Source organism: Bacillus cereus group sp. BfR-BA-01381 (assembly GCF_022663555.1).
Classification (GTDB): domain Bacteria; phylum Bacillota; class Bacilli; order Bacillales; family Bacillaceae_G; genus Bacillus_A; species Bacillus_A pacificus.
The window spans coordinates 1-16,925 of record NZ_JAKUFR010000013.1 but is presented as its reverse complement, the minus strand read 5'-3'; the positions used below and the strand labels follow the sequence as shown (position 1 = coordinate 16,925).

Here is a 16,925-nt window from a genome sequence, read left to right as displayed (position 1 = left end):
ATAATAATTTTATAACATATACGATTTCAATCAAGTAATAAGAAAAATGCCACATGATTTTTGTCATGTGGCGTTTTTCTTATTAAATTACGTAACAATATACACTTAGAAAATGTGCAAGACTACCTAATAATACAAAAACGTGAAAAATTTCATGATGTCCCATATATTTAAACTCTAGCCATTTTGGCTTTGTTCCATAAATAAATCCACCAATTGTATAAAAAATGCCCCCAAGTACTAAGAAAACAATGCCTCCTGTACTTAAATTCTTAGCTAACGGTGCAAAGAATAAAACAATTAACCAACCCATCGTAATATAAATTGCTGTCGATAACCATCTTGGACAATTAAACCAAAACATTTTAAACACAATGCCACAAATCGCAGTTGCATAGACTAAACAAAATAATAGCAAACCACTTGCTGAATTTAATGTAATTAAGCAAAAGGGTGCATATGTACCTGCAATTAATATAAAAATCATAGAATGATCTAACTTCCTAAAGAAGTAAATAACACGTTCATTGGCCACAACACTATGATATACAGCTGATGCCGTATAAAGGACCATCATTCCAATCCCAAACAAAATAACAGCTGTAATTGCAGCAAATGATGGCATCTTGATAGAAACTTTCACAAGCATAGCTAATAAGGCAATAAATGATAATATCGCTCCACCTAAGTGAGTAAATGCATTAACTGGTTCCCTTACATAAGCATTCATAATAACACCCCTCATATAATTACATGTAGTTTCGATAACTACATGTAATTATATACACATTTCTTTTTAAGGTCAACATTTACAATTTATTTGTTTCGTAATACCATATTTAAGGATGTATTAGACATTAAGTTCCACTAAGTTATAAAAGTGAGGGATTCTACGTGGAAAATATAAATGAATTACTTGAGACATTGCATTTAGAAAAAAATATTAAACTTGAGGATATTCCAAATGTTGACTTATATGTAGATCAAGTTGTCCAACTATTTGAGAATACTTATGCAGATACAACGAGAACTGATGATGAAAAAGTATTAACAAAAACGATGATTAATAATTACGCAAAAGGGAAACTATTCATCCCTATCAAAAATAAAAAGTATTCAAAAGAGCATATGATTTTAATTAGCCTAATTTATCAATTAAAAGGTGCTCTTTCCATTAACGACATAAAAAGTTCATTAGAAACTATAAATGACTCCTTATTAAATGATGATTCATTCGAATTAAATACGTTATACAAAAATTATCTTGCTCTTACTGAAAGCAATGTCGAAAGCTTTAAACAAGACGTAAATAACCGTGTTACAGAAGTAAATGAGATTTCTTCCTTAGAAGACACAAAGCTAGAAAAATTTCTACTACTAACATCCTTCGTGACCATGAGTAATATGTATAGGCGTTTAGCAGAGCAACTAGTGGATGATTTAAAAGAATCATAAATAAAAAACTATCCACCTATTAAAGTGGATAGTTTTTATTTACTTAATTGCTTCATGAACTTTTAGTTGTTTCCCTTTAATCGTTGTAGTCTTCATGACTTTCAAGACAAGTGGTCCTTTTCCATTTAATATTTCAACGTAAGAAACATTATCTTGTATCGTAATAATGCCTATATCTTCTGCTGTAACACCTTTAATTTTAGCAATTGTACCGACGAAATCTACCGCCCTAATTTTCTTTTTCTTCCCGCCATTAAAGTACAGCTTCATAATGCCTTTGTTGATGTCTGCATTTTTATCTTTCTTTATAATTGGTTTAGCATGTATCTTTTCTTCAAATGCAGCTTTCCCTTTCATAACTTCTTCTTTTGAAGGTCCAATTGCCTTTGGAATTTCAAAGCCAATATACTCCTCAATCTCTTCTAAAAATCTATTTTCATATGGTGTTATAAATGTAATAGCTTTTCCACTATTTCCAGCTCGTCCCGTTCTTCCAGTACGATGTACATAGCTTTCTTTTTCAAGTGGAATATCATAATTAATAACATGTGTAATATTATCAATATCAATTCCTCTCGCAGCTACGTCTGTTGCTACTAAATAACGGAATTTTCCTTTTCTAAAATCATCCATGACTTCAAAACGATCTTCTTGTACCATACCACCATGTATTTTGTCACAAGGATAGTTAGCTCGTTTTAATTGTCTATATACATGATCTACATTTTCTTGTGTACGGCAGAAAATAATACAGCTATCAGGATTCTCAATCGTTGTTACATCTTTAAGTAGTGAAAGCTTCTCGTCTTCTATCGCCTCAAAAAGAGTATGTTCAATTTTATCCGTCGTAATCCCAGCCGCTTTAATTTCAATATGAGTTGGTGCATTCATATATGTACGTGATAACCTTTCAACATCTTCCGGTAAAGTTGCTGAAAATAACATTGTCATTCTTTTTGTAGGTAATTCATCAATAATTGCCTCTACTTGATCGATAAAGCCCATGTTTAGCATTTCATCCGCTTCATCAATCACTAAATATTTTAATCGCTCTAAAGAAAGGGTCCCTTTTTCAATATGATCCAATACACGCCCTGGAGTCCCTACTACAATATGCGTCTTTTGCTTTAACTCTAATTTTTGACGTGCAAATGGGGATTTACCATAAATTGCGGCGGCTTTAATTCTTTTGAATCGCCCTATATTTGTAATATCTTCTTTCACCTGTACCGCAAGCTCTCTCGTTGGTGTTAAAACTAATGCTTGTGGTTTATTCTCTTCCCACTCCACCATTTCACAAAGTGGAATACCAAATGAAGCTGTTTTTCCACTTCCCGTCTGGGACTTCACAACAAGATCCTTCTTTTGTAATGCGACTGGAATAACCTCACCTTGTACTTCTGTTGGATGATCATACCCTAACCCAGTAAGTGCCCTTACAATTTCTTTACTTAATTTATACTCAAAAAACCCTTTTTTACTCATATATTAACCTCATTTTATTCTGTATTATTTTCTTTTTTATCTTTTGTATACGTTACTATCGCCCTACTTATTATACTTGAAACCTCACATAAAAAGATGGATTATGCCAGATTCATCTTTTTATATAGAAATAAACCTTATCATTTCATATATTGTTCAACTACTTGATAACATCTTTTGCTCGTATTGTTAGCATTAACCTTTTCATAGAATCCTACATCCACTCCAAAAAAATAAAAAGAATACATACGCCCTTATATAATTATCTTAATTTTTCAACCTTTTTTATAAACGAACAATACAAACAAAAAAACATTTTAAATTCGTTTTTAACGTTGTTTTTTAGATATAAAATCTACTTTTAAAAAAAACGTTAAGAAATCCTTTGACTTTTTAATGAAAACAATGTAAATTATCATATGGACGAACATTTTTGATTAATAAAAATAAAATATTCGTATTTTAGGGGTGTAAATGATGGAAAACGTATTCGACTATGAAGATATTCAATTAATTCCTGCAAAATGTATTGTGAACAGCCGCTCTGAATGTGATACAACTGTCACTTTAGGTAAACATAAATTTAAATTACCTGTCGTACCTGCAAATATGCAAACGATTATTGATGAAAGAATTGCAACTTATTTAGCTGAAAATAATTACTTCTATATCATGCATCGTTTCCAACCAGAGAAACGAATCTCATTCATTAGAGATATGCAATCACGTGGATTAATCGCTTCTATTAGCGTTGGTGTAAAAGCGGACGAGTATGAATTCGTACAACAGTTAGCTGCTGAACACCTTACACCTGAATACATCACGATTGATATCGCGCATGGACATTCTAATGCTGTAATCAACATGATTCAACATATTAAAAAGCATTTACCAGAAAGCTTCGTTATCGCTGGAAACGTTGGAACTCCAGAAGCGGTAAGAGAATTAGAAAACGCTGGTGCTGACGCAACAAAAGTTGGTATTGGACCTGGTAAAGTTTGTATTACTAAAATTAAAACAGGCTTTGGAACTGGTGGTTGGCAGCTAGCTGCACTTCGCTGGTGTGCAAAAGCTGCAAGTAAACCAATTATCGCTGACGGTGGTATTCGTACACATGGTGACGTAGCTAAATCTATTCGATTTGGGGCGACTATGGTTATGATCGGTTCTCTATTCGCTGGTCATGAAGAGTCTCCAGGGGAAACAATCGAAAAAGACGGCAAACTTTATAAAGAGTACTTCGGTTCAGCTTCTGAATTCCAAAAAGGTGAGAAGAAAAACGTTGAAGGTAAGAAAATGTTCGTTGAGCATAAAGGTTCTTTAGAAGACACTTTAATCGAAATGGAACAAGATCTTCAATCTTCTATCTCTTACGCTGGTGGAACAAAATTAGACTCCATTCGTACTGTGGATTATGTAGTCGTGAAAAACTCTATTTTCAACGGTGATAAAGTATATTAATTTTTAAATTTAACTCGAAGGACAAGCAGTTTTATGCTTGTCCTTCTTTTTCATATATAGAAATGTAAAATATTTTCATTTTACTGAATTTTCTAGTATCATGTTTTTAAATACTTATAATAAGGGGGATATAGCAAATGAAAAAAACTATTGAGAAACGTCATATTCGTGCAGACGTTCCTACTGAATTAACATGGGACCTCTCTGATTTATACGAATCTGATAAAGAGTGGGAAACTGCATTACGTGTATTAACAGATGATATAAAAAAACTTGATGCGTTTAAAGGTCAATTACACACTAGTCCCACGACCTTATTACATTGCCTACTTTTAGAAGAAGAGCTTTTAATGAAGTTAACAAAATTATACTCCTACGCAAATTTAAAAGAATCTACCGACCGTACAAATCCAGTTATTCAAGCGAACTCTTCCAAAATTGCCGCTTTATGGACGAAAGTACATACGGCGCTATCCTTTATTCATAATGAAATTCTCTCATTAGAAGAAGGAACAATTGAAAAATATTTAACTCAAGAAACAAAACTTGAACCTTTCCGTAAATCATTACTAGACATATTACAAAAAAGGCAGCACACGCTCTCTCCTGAAACTGAAGAAGCACTTGCTGCACTCGGCGAAGTACATAGTTCTCCATACAAAATTTACGGTATGACTAAATTAGCCGATATGGATTTTAACTCCATACAAGACGAACAAGGAAATGAACTTCCTGTCTCATTTGCATTATTTGAAAGTAAATATGAGTTTTCTCCAAGCGTAGACATACGCAGAAAGGCATACTCATCATTTGTGTCCACTTTGAAGCGATATAAAAATACCGTGGCAACAACATATGCTACCGAGGTAAAAAAACAAGTAACACTCTCTTGTTTACGCAAATTTGAATCTGTTACTCATATGCTTTTAGAACCTCAAAAAGTTCCACTTGAAATGTATAACAATCAACTCGATATTATTTATAAAGAATTGGCGCCTCATATGCGCCGTTTTGCAAATTTAAAAAAGAAAGTATTAGGACTCGATCAAATGCTGTTCTGCGACTTACATGCACCTTTAGATCCCGAATTTAATCCAGCAATTACTTACGAAGAAGCAGGAAAACTCATTCAAGAATCTTTACAAGTACTTGGCGATGAATATAGTGCCATTATCGAAAAAGGATTCAAAGAAAGATGGGTCGACCTTGCAGATAACGTAGGCAAATCAACTGGAGCATTTTGTTCAAGTCCATACGGTTCTCATCCATACATTTTAATTACATGGCAAAATACGATGCGCGGCTGCTTCACATTAGCTCATGAATTTGGGCACGCTGGTCATTTTTATTTAGCAAATAAAAACCAGCGTATTATGAATGTACGTCCATCTATGTACTTCGTTGAAGCACCATCTACAATGAATGAATTACTATTAGCCCAGCATTTATTAGCGACGAATGACGATAAGAGAATGCGCAGATGGGTAATCCTGCAACTACTTGGCACATATTATCACAACTTTGTTACTCACTTACTTGAGGGAGAATATCAAAGAAGAGTATACAGCCTAGCAGAAGAAGGTGGAGCACTTACAGCTACAACTTTAACTGAAATAAAAACAAATGTACTTTCAACATTCTGGGGAGATTCCGTAAAAATTGATGAAGGTGCTGGCTTAACTTGGATGCGTCAACCTCATTATTATATGGGCTTATATTCTTACACGTATTCCGCAGGCCTCACTGCATCTACTGCAGTAGCTCAAATGATTAAAGAAGAAGGACAACCTGCCGTTGATCGCTGGTTAGATGTACTTCGCGCTGGTGGTACGATGAAACCACTTGAATTAATGAAACATGCCGGAGTTGATATGTCAAAACCAGATGCAATCCGCAGAGCTGTTTCTTACGTTGGTTCCCTAATTGATGAATTAGAGCGCTCTTATCAAGAATAAAAAATAAGCCCTCGCTTTATGAGGGCTTATTTCATATTTACTTTCCAAATCTTTTACGGTATCCACATTTTCTACATAACTCTTCAACTGCAACTCTTCTAGAAAATCCATCAACAATGTTTGTCGCTCTTTCACCTTCTATAATGTTAGAAAATGAGTCATTATTAATATTCCCAAGGTTAATGATTCCCTCACCATCTAAACAACAAGGAATAACCGTTCCGTTCGCTAAAATACCAGCTTGATTTCGAAGCCCGTGACAGAATCCTTTTCCATCATCCTCTTCTTCATGCAATGCTGGCCACTGGAATTCATAGTCTTGATTAATAAAGACACGTTCCGCAATTTTTATACCTTTTCCTGGTGTAAGCTTCTCTTCAATTTGATAAGATAGATTAAACTCATTTTCAATGATGGATAATAACTCTCTATTCTTCTGAATTTCAGCATTCGTTTTATTATCCTGCGTTAAATTCCATAATCTTAGTGAAACAATTAAATCTGATTGACTTGTCGCCTCTCTAATGAAGGAAAGTATACTTCTTACATACCCCTCTTTGTCTTGTGAACCTGGGTGCCCATCAAAACTATGCAGTGAAAAATTCATTTGTCTTAAAGCAGGCTTATTTAACAATCTATGCCTTCTCTTATTAATTAACGTTCCGTTCGTTGTAATATTAACTTTAAACCCTTTTTCATGGCTTAAATCTAACAATTGATCTATTTTTGGATGCAGCAACGGCTCACCCTTCACGTGCAAATAAATGTAGTCTGTGTGTGGTTTAATTTGGTCTAACCTTTTTGCAAAATCCTCCACAGAAATGAATTGCTTCTGTCTTTCCGTCGGCGGACAAAAGCTGCACGCAAGATTACATACACTCGTAATCTCCAAGTAAAATTTCTTAAACTTCTTCACCTTTAACTCCTCACTTCTATGACTACTTATACTTTTTCCTCTTCATATTACAGCATACTTTTTTAGAAATAGAAACATACTTATTTTAGGAAATAAAAGTTTACTACATAAAATACTTCTTTAACCTCTTTTTAATTTCCGGAAGTTGCATATAACTATCATGTTTTCTATCTTCAATCTCTTGAATACCTCTCTCAAGGATTTCTTTCGCTTTCTCTTCTTGCCCTGACATCATATAAAAATCACATACTTTTTCATAAAAAATAATCGGACTTCTTATATCATACTCTGCTGCAGTATTCCAATCATCAATTTGCGAATAATAGGTAATCCCAATATTCATTACATTCCCTACGAATGCACTAAATTCCGCCTTATCACATTCTGAATTCGTAAGCTTCCAGTGCTGCACCTTTCTTTCCCATCCCGGAATATTCCACTCTGCATCTCCGGCTATTGCATCATTGACTGGTTTATCTCCCCACTGTTCCTTATACCATTTTGTATACTTTTTTGACGTAACACCCCACATAGTCCAAAATTCACAATAATTTTCCGAGTTCCATGTACTGAGCGAAAAGCTAAAGGTTAGTTCAAAATCACCTTGTTTACGAGAAAATTTAGGTACACTCTTTGCATAACGAAAGCCCAATCTTTGTAGTTCATCGACTAAAAAATTTTCTATATATAAACTTAGTAGTTGTTTTGGCTTCATACTACAGTTCCCCCATTACATATTGTGAAATATAGAAAACGGCCACATATGTAGCCGTTTGAATGTACTATTACTATTTATGATACGGTTCACCACGATTAATACGAAATGCCCTATACACTTGCTCAAGCAATACTAATCGCATTAATTGGTGCGGTAATGTCATCTTTGAAAAAGAAAGTGATTCGTTTGAACGCTTCATTACTTCTGAACTTAATCCAAGTGATCCACCAATTACGAATGCAACTTTACTCTTCCCATATGTAGCAAGACGATCTAAGCTTACTGCAAATTCTTCTGATGATTTTTGTTTTCCTTCTATCGCTAACGCAATGACATGCGTATCATCAGAAATTTTATCCAGTATACGTATTCCTTCTTTTTCTTTTACAATTAACATTTCTGCTTCACTTAAATTTTCTGGTGCCTTTTCATCTGGCAATTCAATTACTTCTACTTTTGCGTATGCAGATAATCGTTTTAAGTATTCTGCTATACCTTGTTTTAAATATTTTTCTTTTAATTTCCCAATTGAAATAATCGAGATATTCACACGTATTCCCCACCTTACAAACATGTTATCCACATAACTTATCCACATATCCACAATTGTTACCCACATATTGTGTGAGAATCTGTGTTCGATACAACATATGTCGCCTCATTTTGACAAAATTCACATGTTTTTTTCTCTTTTTCTGAGTTATCCACATTGTTAATAACCGGCGGAACTTCACACTCATCCACAATAATATCTAAAGCTAATTCAACATGTTCTAAACAACAAGGTAAGTTCATATTCTTCACCTCACTTTTCTACAATAGAAAACAGGAGGTAGGCCCTCCTGTTTTTAATACTTTTGAATGCCTAGTTTAACCGTTGTTGTTGCTCGTTTTGTACCACGATAAAACGTAAGAGTCATTTTATCATTAATTTTTTTATCATATAAGGCCGTACGGAATCCGATAATATCGCGAACTGGTTTCCCATCTACTGCTACAATCACATCGTGTTCTCGCAAACCAGCATCTGTACCTGGCGAAGGACTTTTCACATCTAAAATGCAAACTCCCTCTGTTACATTGCCTGGTAAATGCAATGTTTTTGACCAATAGTAGTTTGGAATTTCATTTAATGATCTCAGTTCAATTCCAACATACGGTCTTCTTACTTTTCCGTACTTCTCTAATTCATTCATAATTGGAACAGCTCTAGTAACAGGAATAGCTAGCCCAATTCCTTCTACTTCTTTTGCCGCAATTTTCATTGAGTTAATACCAATTAATTGACCCGCTGCATTTACAAGCGCACCACCACTATTACCCGGATTAATTGCTGCGTCTGTTTGCAACACTTCTACTTGCCAATCATAATGTCCATCTTGATCTAAATCTACAGGGACAATACGCTCATTAGCTGAAATAATACCTTGTGTGACAGTTCCAGAAAATTGGAGCCCGAGTGGGTTTCCAATCGCAATGACTGGTTCTCCTCTACGAACAGTATTAGAATCGCCAATCTCAATTACTTTTTTCACATGCTTTGCATCTATCTCTAGTACAGCCAAATCTGTGACTACATCGGTTCCTAATACCTTTCCTGGAACCTTCTTACCGTCACTTAAACTTACTTCAATACGATTTGCTCCAGCAACAACATGATTATTCGTTACAATATAAGCTTGACCATCTGTCTTCTTATAAATTACACCTGATCCCGTACCTGCTTCTGAATCTGCCTCTGAAAAATTATCTCGTTGAATATTAATAACTCCAACAACAGCTTCAGACGCACGATCAACAGCATCCACAAAACTAATCTGTTTAATGCCTTGAGCTTCCGCCATATTACTTCCACTTGCTTCAGCCTGCGGAAACGCGTCCGTATCATTTGAAAATAAAGGAGCTCCAAATGCAAATAACGAAGCTCCTACAATTGTTCCTGCTATGCTAGAAATAACAATACCTTTATGCTTCTTTTTCCTTGCACGTTTCATACGATAATTTTCTCCATCAATAAAGGACATATTTGTTCACCCATCTTCCTGAAAACAACTATATTCACCTTTATTGTTTACTAAAATGGAGAATTATACGTATTGAATTTTTGTAGGCATTTTTGGATCTGTATCGTGGATTTCAAAAGCTTCTCCCACTCCAAATCCCTTTTCCTCTAATACTTGCGATACTGACATTCGCGCCAGTTCTTTCATGTTATTATCTAAACTTAAATGGGCTAAATAAATATGCTTTGTCTCATCTGTAATTACATCCGCCATAGCCAATGCAGCATCTTCATTACAAACGTGCCCTACGTCACTTAAAATACGTCGCTTAATACTCCATGGATAGCGTCCCATACGAAGCATTTCCACGTCATGATTGCTTTCAAACACGAAAGCATTAGCCCCCTTAATAACACCTTTCATACGGTCACTCACGTATCCTGTATCTGTAATAAGAGCTAACTTTCTATTATTGTTATGAAAAGCATAGAACATCGGCTCTGCCGCGTCATGTGAAACTCCAAATGACTCGACCTCAATATCACCGAATGTTTTTACATCCCCAACTGAGAAAATAAACTTTTGCTCAGTTGGGATATTTCCTATTAAGTGTTCCATTGCATTCCATGTTTTCTCATTTGCATAAACAGGTAAATCATATTTACGTGCCAATACACCTAATCCTTTAATATGATCACTATGTTCATGTGTTACAAGAATACCCGATACATCGTTTATATTTAATTCTGCCTGTTTAAATAAAGCCTCAGTTGCTTTACCACTTAAACCTGCATCGACAAGTAACTTCTTTTCATCTGTTCCTACATATAGCATATTCCCTGTACTTCCACTTGCAAGTACGCTAAAATGCAATCCCATTCTTTCTCACTCCAGTATGTTCATCAACCACTTGATTTTCCTTTTCCCCTAATTCCATAACTTGTCCTTCAATTGCATTTACAAAGAAGTCCTGCTTCTGCTCCGTCTTTAAGTTCCACGTTGGAGCAAGTACTTGGTTATTAGAAGTAGATGCGGTAAGGTTGGCATAACCAATTTGCGCTTCTTTTACATGTGTATTCCCATGAATTTTATTTTTTAAATACAGATTTTCTAAAGCGGTTTGGGCAGTAATAATTTCTTGCTGTTTCGTTTTTTCACTTTCGCCCATTTCTTTTAAACCTGTTAGCATCGTCTGCGTGTACGACACAAGTTCATTTTTTTCATTTAATTCCACAACAATCATTGCCTGATCGTTATAGAAAATAGGCTTATCTTTATATTTTTGGAAGAAGTAAATTTTAGAGTCTTTCATCGCCCCAAACTCATACTTTTGTCCATCTAATACATAGTTCTTCAAAAAATCATTATACTTATCTTTGGATAAAGATTTTGTATTTAAAAAGGGCTCTTTTAGCTTACTTTCTATCTTGTACATATTTTGTATATGCGCCGTTTGATTTTTTAAAGACTGTACGTCTTCTTCTTTAAATGTCTTGTTTTCAGCCCTAATAAATGACTCTTTTTTCGGTTCTTTAGGAAAATTACCCATAGTAATTTTGTTTGCTTTTAATTCTTGATCTATCTTTGTTTCTGCAATAAGCTCCAATTGATTACTATCTTGCTTTTGAATGAATTGAAAAATGAGAAAGAGGTCCAAAACAAAAAAGGTCACAATAAATATGGTTTTAATCCGATCCCAATCCATTTAGTCCTCCCTCATTCCACTCATATATTTTTTGTTTGCCAGCTTCATCTTCAACAAACTTTACATACCAAATTGGCTGTAGTCGCGCTACTTGCCCATCTAGTGATAATTTGTATCCAATCCCAATATCTTTAATAGATCTTTTATCTACCGCGGCATTATTTTCTAAGGATGCTATTACAACATGACCTGACGGAAGAGTAACCTTCTGTTCTATACCTTTCGTATTTAAAGAAAGCAACGGTCTTTCATATTCCATTACTTCTTCTGATCCCCATACTTGTCTCAATTCAGCTAATCCATCTGTATTGAATACGGGATATCCATCTTCCTGTAAGCGGAATACTGTCTGTCCTTTATTCATATAGTCCAAACGATATGAATCCAAACTCCCACTGTGACCATTTACAAAATCAAAACTTTTTTGTAAAAGCATTAAATTATCTGGCTTTTTCTCACTTAAAACAGAAGAATTTTTATACTTTAGCATATGCTGATCGTTTTCAATCTCCATAGACCTAATACCATCTGTAAATATTTCTTTCGATCTCTCGATAATAGGGCTTAAATAACGTGGGTCACTAAAAAGAGCATTCTTAAATGTATCAACCGCTAAATTAGATGAAATATATGTTATATTACTTAATTCTGTCGTTCCATCTGGTAAAAATAACTTTTTCATATCATTAATTTGATAGTCAAAATAAGGTTTCGCTGATACTATAAATTGATTTTGTGCATTTACAATATCTTTTAAATACACACCACTTAATTTTGCTTCATATATTCTAGAATTATCACCATCAGAAACAAAATTAATTTTAATTTCTTGATCCCTACTTCTAGAAGGATCAAGAATAATTCGATTAAAGTGTTTAGGCTTAGCTATACTTTTTTCTTTCATACTAAACATAGATTTAACTGCATCAAATGGGATGTTGGTAGGGAAAATAAGTTCAATTTTCCCTTCACCATGAACATAAGAAAGGAAGTCAGCCTTAGCAATCGATATCTCTTTGAACTCATGTAATTCCCCTGCTTCCAAAGTTCTATAGATTGATTCTATATCTCCCTCTCTTTTGCTCCCGTAATGATTTTTATCTTTATGCACAATGATAGAAGTAGGGCGGACAACATCAGCGATTTTAGTTTGAGTATTTCCCTCATTCCCCTGTACAAATTTTGCGTTTTGCATAGATGTGGAATCTGGCACATATGTCCATAAGTTAAAAGTAAGAAATAGACTAATTACAACTAAATTAATTAAAACTATCGTTTTAACATTCTCCATACTCATTCCCATTCGTCCTCTTCATCTGCTGCCATAGGCAATGTGAAATAAATCGTTGTCCCTTTTCCTTCCTCACTCTTTGCCCAAATCGAGCCACCATGTGCCTCAATCATTTCTTTCGCAATCGCTAATCCAAGTCCTGTACCGCCCATTTGTCTTGAACGTGCTTTATCTACGCGATAAAAACGTTCAAAGATTTTATCAACGTTTTCTTTCGGAATACCCATTCCTTGGTCACTTACACTAATCTCTAATAATTCTCCGCGATCACGTAAACGATATGTTACTGTTCCACCTTCTGGCGAATACTTTAATGCATTCGAAATAATGTTATACAATACTTGCGTAATTTTATCCGTATCCATATCAATAAATCGAGATTTTTTAGAGAAAGATCGTTTGAAGCTTACGTTTTGCTCTTTAGACATTTCAAAACGATCAATAATGTTATTAAAGAAGTCAGTAAAGTCGACCCACTCTTTCATTAAACGATGTTCTGTACTATCGAGTTTAGATAGTTGCAATAACGCATTTACAAGTCTAATCATTCTTTCGGTTTCTTCTTGTGTAACTGTTAAAAATTGTGGTGCAATATTTGGATCTTGCCACGCACCGTCTGTAAGTGCCTCTAAGTAGCTGCGCATTGTCGTTAATGGCGTTCTTAATTCATGAGAGACGTTTGCTACAAACTCGCGACGTTCTCTTTCTATACGCTCCTGCTCAGTCACATCATATAATACGGCAATTAAACCATTTGCTTTCCCTGTCTCTTTTTGAATAACAGAGAAACTAGCGCGTAAAATATATGGCTCATTTCTCGTACTAAAATCTAATAAAACAGAATCCGGCTCTTCGTATAAATGATCGAGCGTAAATTCTTCTTGTATTCCCAATACTTCTAAAACAGATTGATCGAGCGCCGTTTCACGCGAAACATTTAGCATCTTTTCCGCAGGATCATTTAATAAAATAATGTCCCCTTTTCGGTCAGTAGCAATTACTCCATCTGTCATATGTGATAATACGGATGACAATTTACGTCTTTCACTTTCTGTTGAAGAACGAGCTTGTTGTAATTTTTTTGATAAATTATTGAAAGATAATGCTAATTGTCCAATTTCATCATGGCTGTGCACTTTTACTTTTCTTGAATAGTTTCCCTTTGCCATTTCAATTGCTTGTCTTCGCATATCAGAGATTGGTCTCGTAATCGTTTGAGCTAATAAAATTCCAAGTACAGCTGTTACGAGTAATGCAATAACGGTTCCGGTCGCAAAGATTTGATTAATATCCTTCATCTGCTTATAAACATCTTCCATGGATGCAACAACGTAAATAGCACCAAGTGCATCTTTGTTGTTATCATCCATAATAGGAGTAATCATAACTTGTACACGGTGACCTGTACGACCATCCTTCTCAATTTTCACTTCTGGTTTTTTTTGTACCAATACCCGCTGAACAGCTATATCAGTTGACGTTCTATTTACCTTGTTTTGCTTTGACTCATCTGAAATAGCGAGCAGCTTTCTATTCGCATCAAATACACTTACCTCTTGAATATCCTTCTTTCGATCAGAGGCAAATTTTCGAATGGAAGTTTTAATCGTTTCACCTGTTGATTCTGTCTCTGCTTTTGTATAACTTTTTTTAAACTCTTGTTTCAAGTTATACGATAATAAGTTCGTTTGTTGCGTTAAAGAATCTCTAAAACCTTGTACAAGACTCTTTTCTAACTCTCTTACGAAATATACCCCAATAACTTGCATAGCTATCAATATTAATAGCATATATATGAGTACAAATTTTAAATGAATAGATTGAAAAAAACCGACTTTCTTCATATACTATTCCTGCTCTGGGTCACGCAAGTAATACCCTACTCCACGTCTAGTGACAATTAATGTAGGATGACTTGGATTATCTTCAATTTTTTCACGTAGACGACGTACTGTTACATCCACTGTACGTACATCTCCAAAATAGTCATAACCCCAAACTGTTTGCAATAGATGTTCACGTGTCATAACTTGTCCTAAATGTTTTGCTAAATAATGTAATAGCTCAAATTCACGGTGTGTAAGCTCAATATTTTCCTCACGTTTCGTTACACTATACGCATTTGGATTGATAACAATTGGTCCAATAACCATTTCCGTATTTTCTTCTTTTTCTGCCGCACCACCTTGCTGATGGCGACGTAAATTCGCCTTCACGCGAGCGAGTAATTCCCTCGTACTAAATGGCTTCGTTACATAATCATCTGCCCCAAGCTCAAGTCCTAATACTTTATCGATTTCAGAGTCCTTCGCTGTAAGCATAATAATCGGCATTTCTGAGCTTTTACGTATTTCACGGCAAACCTCTAAGCCATCCTTACCTGGTAGCATAATATCTAATAAAACCATATCTGGTTGTTCTTCAGTTGCTTTTTCAATTGCTTCATCACCATCATGCGCCATTACAATTTCAAAACCTTCTTTTTCTAGGTTGAACTTCAAAATATCTGCAATCGGCTTTTCATCATCAACTACTAAAATTTTCTTTCCCATCATCGTTTATTTCCTCCTTATAAAGTGAAACTTTAATCAGCCCTCACCAATTGGGCTTTTACGGGCAGCCCTCCCTCCACCTAACTTCTTTGCTTTCGCTGAATTTTAAGGTGGAGGCCTTACTGCCCATTAAATAGCGGGGTAAAAATATGGTCAATATCCCTAAACACATTGATGTCTACATAGTATGTCCCTATATGACCGCATCTTTTGCTTAAGTACTTTCTCCTCTATTCTCACAGACTCATGTATGATCCACTTTTACACGGAATCCTATACGATCTATAGAAAAACCTCTAGCTTCAACTGCTAGAGGCTCCTCATTCTATTTTAAAATAACTACTCAATTTTGTAAAATTACACAAATAAAAAGGATATTAAGTGGGCCCACTTAATATCCTGAGAGTGGCTCGGGACGGAATCGAACCGCCGACACGAGGATTTTCAGTCCTCTGCTCTACCGACTGAGCTACCGAGCCAAAACTATATATAAAACCACTAATGGTGGTATAAACAAAAGTGGCGGTCCCGACCGGGGTCGAACCGGCGATCTCCTGCGTGACAGGCAGGCATGTTAACCACTACACCACGGGACCAAAAATGAAAATAAAAAAACATGACCCGTACGGGATTCGAACCCGTGTTACCGCCGTGAAAGGGCGGTGTCTTAACCACTTGACCAACGGGCCACGAAAAATAAAATGGTGAGCCATGAAGGACTCGAACCTTCGACCCTCTGATTAAAAGTCAGATGCTCTACCAACTGAGCTAATGGCTCATACTCACCAACGTCATATTTTCGTGACGACAAGATGTATCATAACATGTTTTATTTATTTTTTGCAATACCTTTTTTTATTTTTTTATAAAAAATAAGAAAAAACTCATGCGGACATGAGTTTTTTCTTAAAAATATCAATTAAGCTTCGTATACGTTACGAACGATATTCGTTTGGTTACGATCTGGTCCAACTGAGAACATAGATAATTGAATTCCTGTTAACTCAGAAACACGTTCTACGTATTTTCTTGCATTCTCAGGAAGCTCGTCTAATGATCTTACACCAGTAATATCTTCTGTCCAACCTGGAAGCTCTTCGTATACAGGCTCACATTTCGCTAAAATGTTTAAGTTTGCTGGAACTTCATCGATAACTTCGCCATTGTATTTGTAAGCAACACAAATTTTAAGAGTTGGAATACCAGTTAGAACGTCGATAGAGTTTAATGATAAATCTGTTAAACCACTAACACGACGCGCATGTCTTACAACAACGCTATCAAACCAACCTACGCGGCGTGGACGACCAGTTGTCGTTCCATACTCACGACCAACTTCACGAATTTGATGACCAATTTCGTCATGAAGCTCAGTAGGGAACGG

16 protein-coding genes and 4 tRNA genes are annotated in these 16,925 nt (G+C 35.3%); 3 read left to right on the top strand and 17 right to left on the bottom strand.

Annotated features, from left to right (window positions below; translation table 11 throughout):
- Window positions 1–82 precede the first annotated feature (82 nt).
- Window positions 83–730, bottom strand: coding sequence for a PAQR family membrane homeostasis protein TrhA (gene trhA, locus MR079_RS06790; RefSeq protein WP_242293746.1), 648 nt, complete (start codon window positions 728–730; stop codon window positions 83–85).
- Window positions 731–894: 164 nt separating this feature from the next.
- Here trhA and MR079_RS06785 point away from each other — a divergent pair, with 164 nt between their 5' ends.
- Entirely contained in the window at window positions 895–1,455 is a 561-nt protein-coding gene (locus tag MR079_RS06785; protein ID WP_000427879.1) for a DUF1836 domain-containing protein, read from the top strand.
- A gap of 39 nt (window positions 1,456–1,494) precedes the next feature.
- Here MR079_RS06785 and dbpA read toward each other — a convergent pair whose 3' ends face one another.
- Window positions 1,495–2,940, bottom strand: a complete 1,446-nt coding sequence (dbpA, locus tag MR079_RS06780) for an ATP-dependent RNA helicase DbpA (RefSeq protein WP_242293745.1) — start codon at window positions 2,938–2,940, stop codon at window positions 1,495–1,497.
- A gap of 477 nt (window positions 2,941–3,417) precedes the next feature.
- Here dbpA and guaC point away from each other — a divergent pair, with 477 nt between their 5' ends.
- On the top strand, window positions 3,418–4,401 hold the full coding sequence (gene guaC / locus MR079_RS06775) for a GMP reductase (RefSeq protein WP_000432432.1): 984 nt from the start codon (window positions 3,418–3,420) through the stop codon (window positions 4,399–4,401).
- A gap of 137 nt (window positions 4,402–4,538) precedes the next feature.
- Window positions 4,539–6,356 (top strand): oligoendopeptidase F, encoded by a 1,818-nt coding sequence (gene pepF, locus MR079_RS06770; RefSeq protein WP_242293744.1) that lies wholly within the window; start codon window positions 4,539–4,541, stop codon window positions 6,354–6,356.
- A 37-nt stretch (window positions 6,357–6,393) separates the two neighbouring features.
- Here pepF and MR079_RS06765 read toward each other — a convergent pair whose 3' ends face one another.
- The 15 genes from MR079_RS06765 to MR079_RS06695 form a co-directional block, all read right to left on the bottom strand.
- Complete coding sequence (locus MR079_RS06765; protein WP_000713636.1) at window positions 6,394–7,272, bottom strand: radical SAM/SPASM domain-containing protein; 879 nt, start codon at window positions 7,270–7,272, stop codon at window positions 6,394–6,396.
- Window positions 7,273–7,375: 103 nt separating this feature from the next.
- On the bottom strand, window positions 7,376–7,987 hold the full coding sequence (locus MR079_RS06760) for a hypothetical protein (RefSeq protein WP_242293743.1): 612 nt from the start codon (window positions 7,985–7,987) through the stop codon (window positions 7,376–7,378).
- Window positions 7,988–8,060: 73 nt separating this feature from the next.
- A complete protein-coding gene (rlmH, locus tag MR079_RS06755; protein ID WP_001027003.1) occupies window positions 8,061–8,540 on the bottom strand; it encodes a 23S rRNA (pseudouridine(1915)-N(3))-methyltransferase RlmH in 480 nt (159 codons plus the stop codon).
- 59 nt (window positions 8,541–8,599) lie between these two features.
- Window positions 8,600–8,785: a CxxH/CxxC protein gene (locus MR079_RS06750; protein WP_001052835.1), complete on the bottom strand. Its 186-nt coding sequence runs from the start codon at window positions 8,783–8,785 to the stop codon at window positions 8,600–8,602.
- A gap of 53 nt (window positions 8,786–8,838) precedes the next feature.
- Window positions 8,839–10,014: a S1C family serine protease gene (locus MR079_RS06745; protein ID WP_000008058.1), complete on the bottom strand. Its 1,176-nt coding sequence runs from the start codon at window positions 10,012–10,014 to the stop codon at window positions 8,839–8,841.
- A 63-nt stretch (window positions 10,015–10,077) separates the two neighbouring features.
- Window positions 10,078–10,872, bottom strand: coding sequence for an MBL fold metallo-hydrolase (locus MR079_RS06740; RefSeq protein WP_000522836.1), 795 nt, complete (start codon window positions 10,870–10,872; stop codon window positions 10,078–10,080).
- A complete protein-coding gene (locus tag MR079_RS06735; RefSeq protein WP_000383736.1) occupies window positions 10,856–11,698 on the bottom strand; it encodes a two-component system regulatory protein YycI in 843 nt (280 codons plus the stop codon). Before MR079_RS06735 ends, MR079_RS06740 begins: the two co-directional genes overlap by 17 nt.
- Window positions 11,679–12,995, bottom strand: coding sequence for a YycH family regulatory protein (locus MR079_RS06730; protein WP_029141246.1), 1,317 nt, complete (start codon window positions 12,993–12,995; stop codon window positions 11,679–11,681). Before MR079_RS06730 ends, MR079_RS06735 begins: the two co-directional genes overlap by 20 nt.
- A complete protein-coding gene (gene walK, locus MR079_RS06725) occupies window positions 12,992–14,833 on the bottom strand; it encodes a cell wall metabolism sensor histidine kinase WalK (protein WP_000755380.1) in 1,842 nt (613 codons plus the stop codon). The genes MR079_RS06730 and walK overlap by 4 nt, the downstream gene beginning before the upstream one ends.
- 3 nt (window positions 14,834–14,836) lie before the next feature.
- On the bottom strand, window positions 14,837–15,544 hold the full coding sequence (walR, locus tag MR079_RS06720) for a cell wall metabolism DNA-binding response regulator WalR (RefSeq protein ID WP_000971872.1): 708 nt from the start codon (window positions 15,542–15,544) through the stop codon (window positions 14,837–14,839).
- Window positions 15,545–15,947: 403 nt separating this feature from the next.
- Window positions 15,948–16,020, bottom strand: a tRNA-Phe gene (locus MR079_RS06715).
- A 41-nt stretch (window positions 16,021–16,061) separates the two neighbouring features.
- Window positions 16,062–16,137, bottom strand: a tRNA-Asp gene (locus MR079_RS06710).
- A gap of 21 nt (window positions 16,138–16,158) precedes the next feature.
- A tRNA-Glu gene (locus MR079_RS06705) sits at window positions 16,159–16,230 on the bottom strand.
- Window positions 16,231–16,243: 13 nt separating this feature from the next.
- A tRNA-Lys gene (locus MR079_RS06700) sits at window positions 16,244–16,319 on the bottom strand.
- A gap of 141 nt (window positions 16,320–16,460) precedes the next feature.
- Window positions 16,461–16,925 (bottom strand): adenylosuccinate synthetase (locus tag MR079_RS06695; RefSeq protein WP_242293742.1); only part of this gene is annotated, 465 nt, incomplete at its 5' end.